This window comes from Jiangella rhizosphaerae (genome assembly GCF_003579925.1).
Classification (GTDB): domain Bacteria; phylum Actinomycetota; class Actinomycetes; order Jiangellales; family Jiangellaceae; genus Jiangella; species Jiangella rhizosphaerae.
Genome location: NZ_QUAL01000347.1, coordinates 1 through 6,332, shown reverse-complemented (window position 1 = coordinate 6,332; position 6,332 = coordinate 1). Strand labels below are relative to the sequence as shown.

General features: G+C 72.3%; 6 protein-coding genes. 3 read left to right on the top strand and 3 right to left on the bottom strand.

Annotated elements, in window-relative coordinates; genetic code table 11:
• Positions 1-48 precede the first annotated feature (48 nt).
• The 3 genes from DY240_RS24700 to DY240_RS24690 form a co-directional block, all read right to left on the bottom strand.
• Positions 49-1,497 carry a copper amine oxidase gene (locus tag DY240_RS24700; RefSeq protein WP_119662363.1) on the bottom strand — a complete coding sequence of 483 codons (1,449 nt, stop codon included), beginning with the start codon at positions 1,495-1,497 and terminating at the stop codon, positions 49-51.
• Positions 1,498-1,514: 17 nt separating this feature from the next.
• Positions 1,515-2,342: a hypothetical protein gene (locus DY240_RS24695; RefSeq protein WP_119662362.1), complete on the bottom strand. Its 828-nt coding sequence runs from the start codon at positions 2,340-2,342 to the stop codon at positions 1,515-1,517.
• 210 nt (positions 2,343-2,552) lie between these two features.
• Positions 2,553-3,527 (bottom strand): aldo/keto reductase, encoded by a 975-nt coding sequence (locus DY240_RS24690; RefSeq protein ID WP_119662361.1) that lies wholly within the window; start codon positions 3,525-3,527, stop codon positions 2,553-2,555.
• Positions 3,528-3,771: 244 nt separating this feature from the next.
• Here DY240_RS24690 and DY240_RS24685 point away from each other — a divergent pair, with 244 nt between their 5' ends.
• From DY240_RS24685 to DY240_RS24675, 3 genes are all read left to right on the top strand, one after another.
• On the top strand, positions 3,772-4,797 hold the full coding sequence (locus DY240_RS24685; RefSeq protein ID WP_119662360.1) for a PIN domain-containing protein: 1,026 nt from the start codon (positions 3,772-3,774) through the stop codon (positions 4,795-4,797).
• Positions 4,798-4,839: 42 nt separating this feature from the next.
• Positions 4,840-5,640, top strand: coding sequence for an alpha/beta fold hydrolase (locus DY240_RS24680; RefSeq protein WP_119662359.1), 801 nt, complete (start codon positions 4,840-4,842; stop codon positions 5,638-5,640).
• Between the two features lie 32 nt (positions 5,641-5,672).
• Positions 5,673-6,332, top strand: a 660-nt coding sequence (locus DY240_RS24675) for a serine hydrolase domain-containing protein (RefSeq protein WP_147375507.1), incomplete at its 3' end; no start/stop codon positions are given.

Sequence of the window (6,332 nt, the reverse complement as noted above, 5' to 3'; positions counted from 1 at the left end):
GGCCGGCCGGCGCGGCGGCCGGCGCGCGTTCGTCCAGGTCCAGCGACATCAGCGCCAGCCGGTCGGCCGCCCGGTGGGCCGCGGCACCGGCGTCGGCCGTGGCCGGGTCGTCGTCGGGCTGGCCGACGGGGTCGGCGTCGTCGTCGGGCTGGCGGACGGCGTCGGCGTCACCGTCGGCGTGGCCGTCGGTGTCGGTGTCGGTGTCGGCGTGATGTTCGGGTTCGGCACGCCGCGCATGTCGCCGTTGACCCACTTCCGGCCCTCGGGGATGTTCGGGTTCTGCGCGGTGAAGTCGCGCGGATAGAGCGTGAAGCCCTGCCAGTGGATCGGCATCGGGCTCTGGTCCTCGTCCCTCACGATGTGGTGGAAGCCGACGTTCACCCAGGCCACCGGCTTGCGCAGCCGTTCCCGGTCGGCGACGTACTGGGTGACGCTGGCGTTCGGCTTCGACGGCAGCAGGTTGTACGACGCGAAGATCTCGTCGGATTTCGGCTCGGTGAACGCGAGGTCGTAGTCGGTCTCCGGGTTCAGGGCGTACGCCTGCGCCCGGTCCATGACGATCTCGTACGAGCGCGGGTGGCCGTCGGCGTTGAGGCTGTCGGGGTTGACGACCCGGTAGGCCTCGCGGTTCTCCAGGATGAGCTTCTGCTCCCGGTTCACCGGGCTGATCTCGGTCTCGATGATCGGCGTCTTCCCGGTGTCGCCGGTGGTGCCGTACTCGCCGGTGAAGTCGGAGTCGATCTTCTCCACCCGCTGCCGCGTCGCGCTGTCGATGTCGAACGCGACCCGCCAGAACGCGCTGTGGTAGTGGTTGACGGCGAAGTCCTCCTGGCCCTCCGCGATCGGCCAGCCGAAGTTGACCGCGTCGACGTAGTCGTTCGGCGACAGGTCGCCGGTGGCGCCCAGCCGGACCGTGATCTCGCCGTCGTCGTGGAAGCGGTACTCGGTCTGGTACTCGTACCAGCCGATCCGCGAGACGGTGTGCAGCACCAGGTGCGTGCCCTGGGCGGCGTACAGCGCGTCGTTGGCGACGTTCGAGCGGTAGGCGAGCCCGGCCTCCTGCTCGCTGACGCACAGCACGGGCGCCAGCGGGCGGGTCTCGGTGAGGTAGGAGCTGCGGATCTCACCGGCTGGGCAGTCGATCGCCGTCTGGTCCTGCATCCGGCGGCCGCCCACCTGGTAGGTGGTGACGTCGTTGTACTCCGTCATGCCGGTGTCGTAGGGGACGTTGAGCTGGGCCAGCCCGATCGAGTCCAGCACCATGACCGGCCGGCCCTCGTCGCGGGGCGTGAACGCCACCTTGTCGACGACGAGGCCGCGGTAGCTGTCGATCCGCCAGCACATCTCCCAGCCCGAACCGGACCGGAGGGTCTCCTTCACCAGCGACGGGCCGGAGCAGGACAGCTCGGTCACGGACGCGGCCGACGCCGTCGACGTGAACCCGGCGAGCGAGGACGCCGCGAGGGCGGCGGCGAGCACGAGCTTCGGTACACGCATCTTCAGTCGTCTCCTGGTCACTTGATGGACGTGACGGTCTGCGCCGACAGGTTCACCACGAGCGGCGTCGTCGTGAGGTACCGGCCGTCGGGCGCCTGGGCCATCAGCTGGACGCAGCGCTGGACGCCGCACGACTCCGCGCCGAGGTCGGCCGGTCCGGCGGTGTAGGCGTGCGCCGTGAACGTCGTCTGGGCGGGGTCGGTGAGCTCCTCACCGGTCGCGGCCCGGAACTCGTCCTTGATCCCCTGGCTCAGCGGGTCGGCGAGCAGCAGCTGGAACGCGAGCAGCGTCTCCTGGTCGGTGGGTGCCGGCTGGACGCCCGCGCCCTCGGTCACCGACTCGACCGTCCCGGTGGTGACGTTGACGACGTAGTGCAGCAGCTGGTCGGCCGCGTAGTCGAAGTAGAACAGCGTGTAGCGGCGGCCGCCGTCGGCGCTCAGGCTCGGGTCGGCCAGGTCGGCGGACAGGTACTGCGCGCCGACGCCGCCGCCGACACTGGCGGTGCCGGCATAGGACGGGTCCTGGCTGACCAGGTAGCGCACGTACGCGACCTCGTCGATCGTCGGCGGGTCGTAGGCCGCCGCCGTGGCCGCCGGGGCCGGGACGGGGGTCGCCGGCGGCGCCTGCTCGGGCGCGTCCTCGCTGGTCGACTCGGCGGCGATGGTCGGCACGGTGGTCTCGGGGGCCGGCGCGCCGGGCTCGGCGTGCAGGACGGACGTCTGGGTGGCGACGGCCACGACGGCGGCGACGCCGGCCACCGCGGCGATGCCGGCCGCGGCGACGCGCCGCGAGAGACGTCGTGGGAGTCCGGTGGTGCGGTGCGGTCGATCGTCGTTCAACGGCATCAGGTCACCTTCGGCTCACGCAGGGCAGGCTGCGCGTGCCCGCGACATCGGGGAGGCGACCGCGCAGCGGCGAGGGAGGCTGGTGCGCGAGGTCGGGTCGCGACCCCGGAACCCCGATCCGGCGCGGTACGCCGGGTTCAGGGGATGGTGAGTCGACGATCCCGGTTTGCCGTTTCTGCCCGGTTACGCCGTTCGGCGTCGATCGTTACGTCAGGCGAAGCCGGTCGGCAGCCGCAGTGTGTACGGCTCCTCCAGCATGCGCACCTCGTCGTCGGTGAGCTCGAGGTCGAGCGCCGCCACGGCGTCGGGCAGGTGGTGGGGCTTCGTCGGCCCGACGATCGGCGCGCTCACGACCGGGTTCCGCAGCACCCAGGCGAGCGCGATCTGCGCCATCGGCACGCCGCGCGCCTCGGCCAGCCGCTCGACGGCATCGGCGATCGGCTTGTCGGCCTCCTCGCTGTAGCGCTGCTGCGCGAGCGTGTCGACGTCGCCGCGCTCGGTGCGCTGGTGCCACGGCCGGGTCAGCCGGCCCTTGGCCAGCGGGCTCCACGGGATGCTGCCGACGCCGTGGTCGGCCAGCAGCCCGAACAGCTCGCGCTCGTCCTCGCGCTGCATGAGGCTGTACTGGTTCTGCATCGACACGAACCGGGTCCAGCCGCCGAGGTCGGCGGTGTACTGCAGCTTCGCGAACTGCCACGCCCACATCGACGACGCGCCGAGGTAGCGCGCCTTGCCGGCCTTGACGACGTCGTGCAGCGCCTCCATCGTCTCCTCGGCCGGCGTGTCGGGGTCGAAGCGGTGGATCTGGTAGAGATCGACGTAGTCGGTGCTGAGCCGGCGCAGCGAGGCGTCGACCTGCTCCATGATCGCCCGGCGCGACAGCCCGGAGCCGCCGGGACCGTCGTGCATCGGGAAGAACACCTTCGTCGCCAGCACGACGTCCTCGCGCCGCGTGTAACGCCGGATCGCCCGGCCGACGATCTCCTCAGACGACCCGTAGCCGTACACGTTCGCGGTGTCCCAGAACGTGATGCCGAGCTCCACCGCCTGCCGGAAGATCGGCTCGGCCGCCTCGTCGTCGAGCGCCCACTCGTTGTAGCCGCGGGAACGGTCGCCGAAGCTCATGCAGCCGAGCGCGATGCGGCTGACCTTCAGGCCCGAGCCGCCCAGCCGGGTGTACTCCATGATCCGCTCCCTACGGGTCGACGCCGTCGCCGGGTCCATCCTCCCCCACGGGGCAGCGCCGCCAGCCACATGTCCATGATCATCAAAGAAACGGGGCGTCATGACGCCCCATTTTTTGGATGATCAAGGGTCGACCGAGTCGATGCGCCGGCACTTCATCACCTATGCCGGCACGACGCCCCGTGCGTATCGCGATACCTTCCGCGCCGCGCCGCCGAAGCTCGCGCGGGCGTAGCCTGCCGGTGTGGACGACGAAGATCGCATCGCCCTCTTCCTGGACTACGAGAACCTCGCCATCGGCGCCCGCGAGGACCTGGGCGGCCTGGCCTTCGACGTGCGCCCGATCGCCGACGCGCTGGCCGAGCGCGGCCGCGTCGTCGTGCGCCGGGCCTACGCCGACTGGTCGTACTTCGACGAGGACCGCCGCATGCTCACGCGGTCCCACGTCGAACTGATCGAGATGCCACAGCGGATGGGCGCCTCGCGCAAGAACGCCGCCGACATCAAGATGGCCGTCGACGCCGTCGAGCTGGCGTTCGTGCGCGACTACGTGTCGACGTTCGTCATCTGCACGGGCGACAGCGACTTCACGCCGCTGGTGTACAAGCTGCGCGAGCTGAACAAGCGCGTCATCGGCGTCGGCATCCGCGCCTCGACGTCGGCGCTGCTGCCACCGGCGTGCGACGAGTTCCTGTACTACGACGACCTCGAGGGCGTCGAGCCCGCTCCGGCCGCGGCTGCGGCGCCGGCCGAGGTCATGGCCGACCGCGCCGACCGCGAGCGCGACCTCGACGACCTCGCCGGCGTCGTCGCACAGAGCGTCGCCGGCCTGCAGCGCACCGGCGGCCAGGTGACCGCGTCCACGCTGAAACGGACGCTGCTGCGCAAGGACCCGACGTTCAACGAGGCCGACCACGGGTTCCGCGCCTTCGGCGAGCTGCTGCGCCACCTGGCCGAGCGGCACGTCGTCGAGCTCGCGGACGGGCCGACGAAGGGCGATCCGGAGGTGCTGTTGCCGGCGCTGGACGGCCAGCAGGAGGCGTTCGACCTCCTGCGCGACGTCGTCCAGGACCTGACGGCGAAGCAGGGACGGGCAGCGCTGTCCGGGCTCAAGGATCAGCTGCGCCGCCTCCGGCCCGGCTTCAGCGAGCAGGCGCTCGGCTTCCGCAGCTTCCTGCAGTTCGTCCGCGCCGCCGCCACGACCGGCGCCATCGAGCTGCGCTGGGACGGCGACGCCGACGACTATCTGCTCACCATCTCCGACAACTGAATCCGTCTTGACAACACATTCTGTCGGGCGAACGATGGTCGCATGCACACGACCTCCTCGCCCGACGGCACGACGCTGGCCTTCGACCGGACGGGCGACGGCCCGGCCCTCGTCCTCGTCGCCGGAGCCTTCGGCACCCGCGACCACCCGTCCCTCACCGGGCTGGCCGGGCACCTGTCCGAGCACGCGACCGTCTACCGCTACGACCGGCGCGGCCGCGGCGACTCCACCGACACGCCGCCCTACGCCGTCGAGCGCGAGGTCGAGGATCTCGCGGCCGTCGTCGACGCGGCCGGCGGCCGGGCGCACGTGTACGGCCTGTCCTCCGGCGCGGCGCTCGCCGTCCGCGCGGCCGCGGCCGGCCTGCCCATCGACCGGCTGATCCTGCACGAGCCGCCGTACGACGTGGACGGCGCCCGGCCCGCCCTGCCCGCCGACTTCGCCGAACGGGTCGCGGCGCTCGTCGCCGGCGGCCGGAACGGCGACGCCGTCGAGTACTTCATGACCCGCGGCATGGGACTGCCCGCCGAGATGGTCGCGAGCATGCGACCCTCGCCGATGTGGGCCGGTCTCGAGCGGCTGGCGCCCACGCTCGTCCACGACAACGCCGTCATGGGCGACAACGCCGTTCCCGTCGCCGACCTGGGCGGGCTGGCCCAGCCGGTCCTGGTGCTGTCCGGCGAGCTCAGTCCGGGCTGGTTCCATCGGGCCGCGGCCGCCGTCGCCGCGGCCTGCCCCGACGGCCGGCACCGCGCACTGCCCGGTCAGAGCCATTTCGCCCCCGACGACGCCGCCGTCGCCGCCGCCGTGATCGAGTTCCTGAAGCCTGTCATCTCTGGTTGACAGCTCGACAACCGTCAACCTATGTTGACGGCATGACCGCACGAGTGGACGGCGACGCCCGCCTGGGACTGCGACTGGCCGAGCTGCTCGGCCCGCGCCACCCGGTCGCCGCGGCCGCCGTCGTCACCCCGTCCGCCATCCGCATGGCCGCGCACGGCGCGGACCTCGACTCCGACTTCGAGCTCGCCTCGGTGTCGAAGGCGCTCACCGGGCTGCTCTACGCCGACGCCCTGGAGCGCGACGAGGTCCGGCCGGACACCACGCTCGGTGAGCTGCTCCCACTGGACGGCGCACCGGTCGCCCGCATCCGGCTGGACGCGCTGAGCACCCACCGCGGCGGGCTCCCCCGGCTGCCGTCCGCGGCCCAGCCGTGGCGGCGCACCGTCGAGCTGTGGCGACACGGCACCAACCCGTACCGCGAGAGCGTCGACGACCTGCTGGCGCAGGCGCGCGGCGTGCGGGTCCGCCGGAACGCCCGGCCGCGCTACTCCAACCTCGGCTTCCAGCTGCTGGGCCACGCCGTCGCCGCCGCGGCCGGCACCACCTACGCCGACCTGGTGGAGCGGCGACTGGCCGCGCCGCTCGAGCTCACCGGCCTGTACGTGCCGGCCGACCCGTCCGAGCTGCGCCCGACGGCACTGGCCGGACGGAGCCGGCGTGGCCGGGCCCGCGAGCCGTGGGCCGGCGGCGCG

Coding starts and splice junctions, on each gene's coding strand:
- DY240_RS24680 (WP_119662359.1), top strand. CDS start 4,840: ATGCACACGACCTCCTCGCCCGACGGCACGACGCTGGCCTTCGACCGG.
- DY240_RS24690 (WP_119662361.1), bottom strand. CDS start 3,527: ATGGAGTACACCCGGCTGGGCGGCTCGGGCCTGAAGGTCAGCCGCATC.
- DY240_RS24695 (WP_119662362.1), bottom strand. CDS start 2,342: ATGCCGTTGAACGACGATCGACCGCACCGCACCACCGGACTCCCACGA.
- DY240_RS24700 (WP_119662363.1), bottom strand. CDS start 1,497: ATGCGTGTACCGAAGCTCGTGCTCGCCGCCGCCCTCGCGGCGTCCTCG.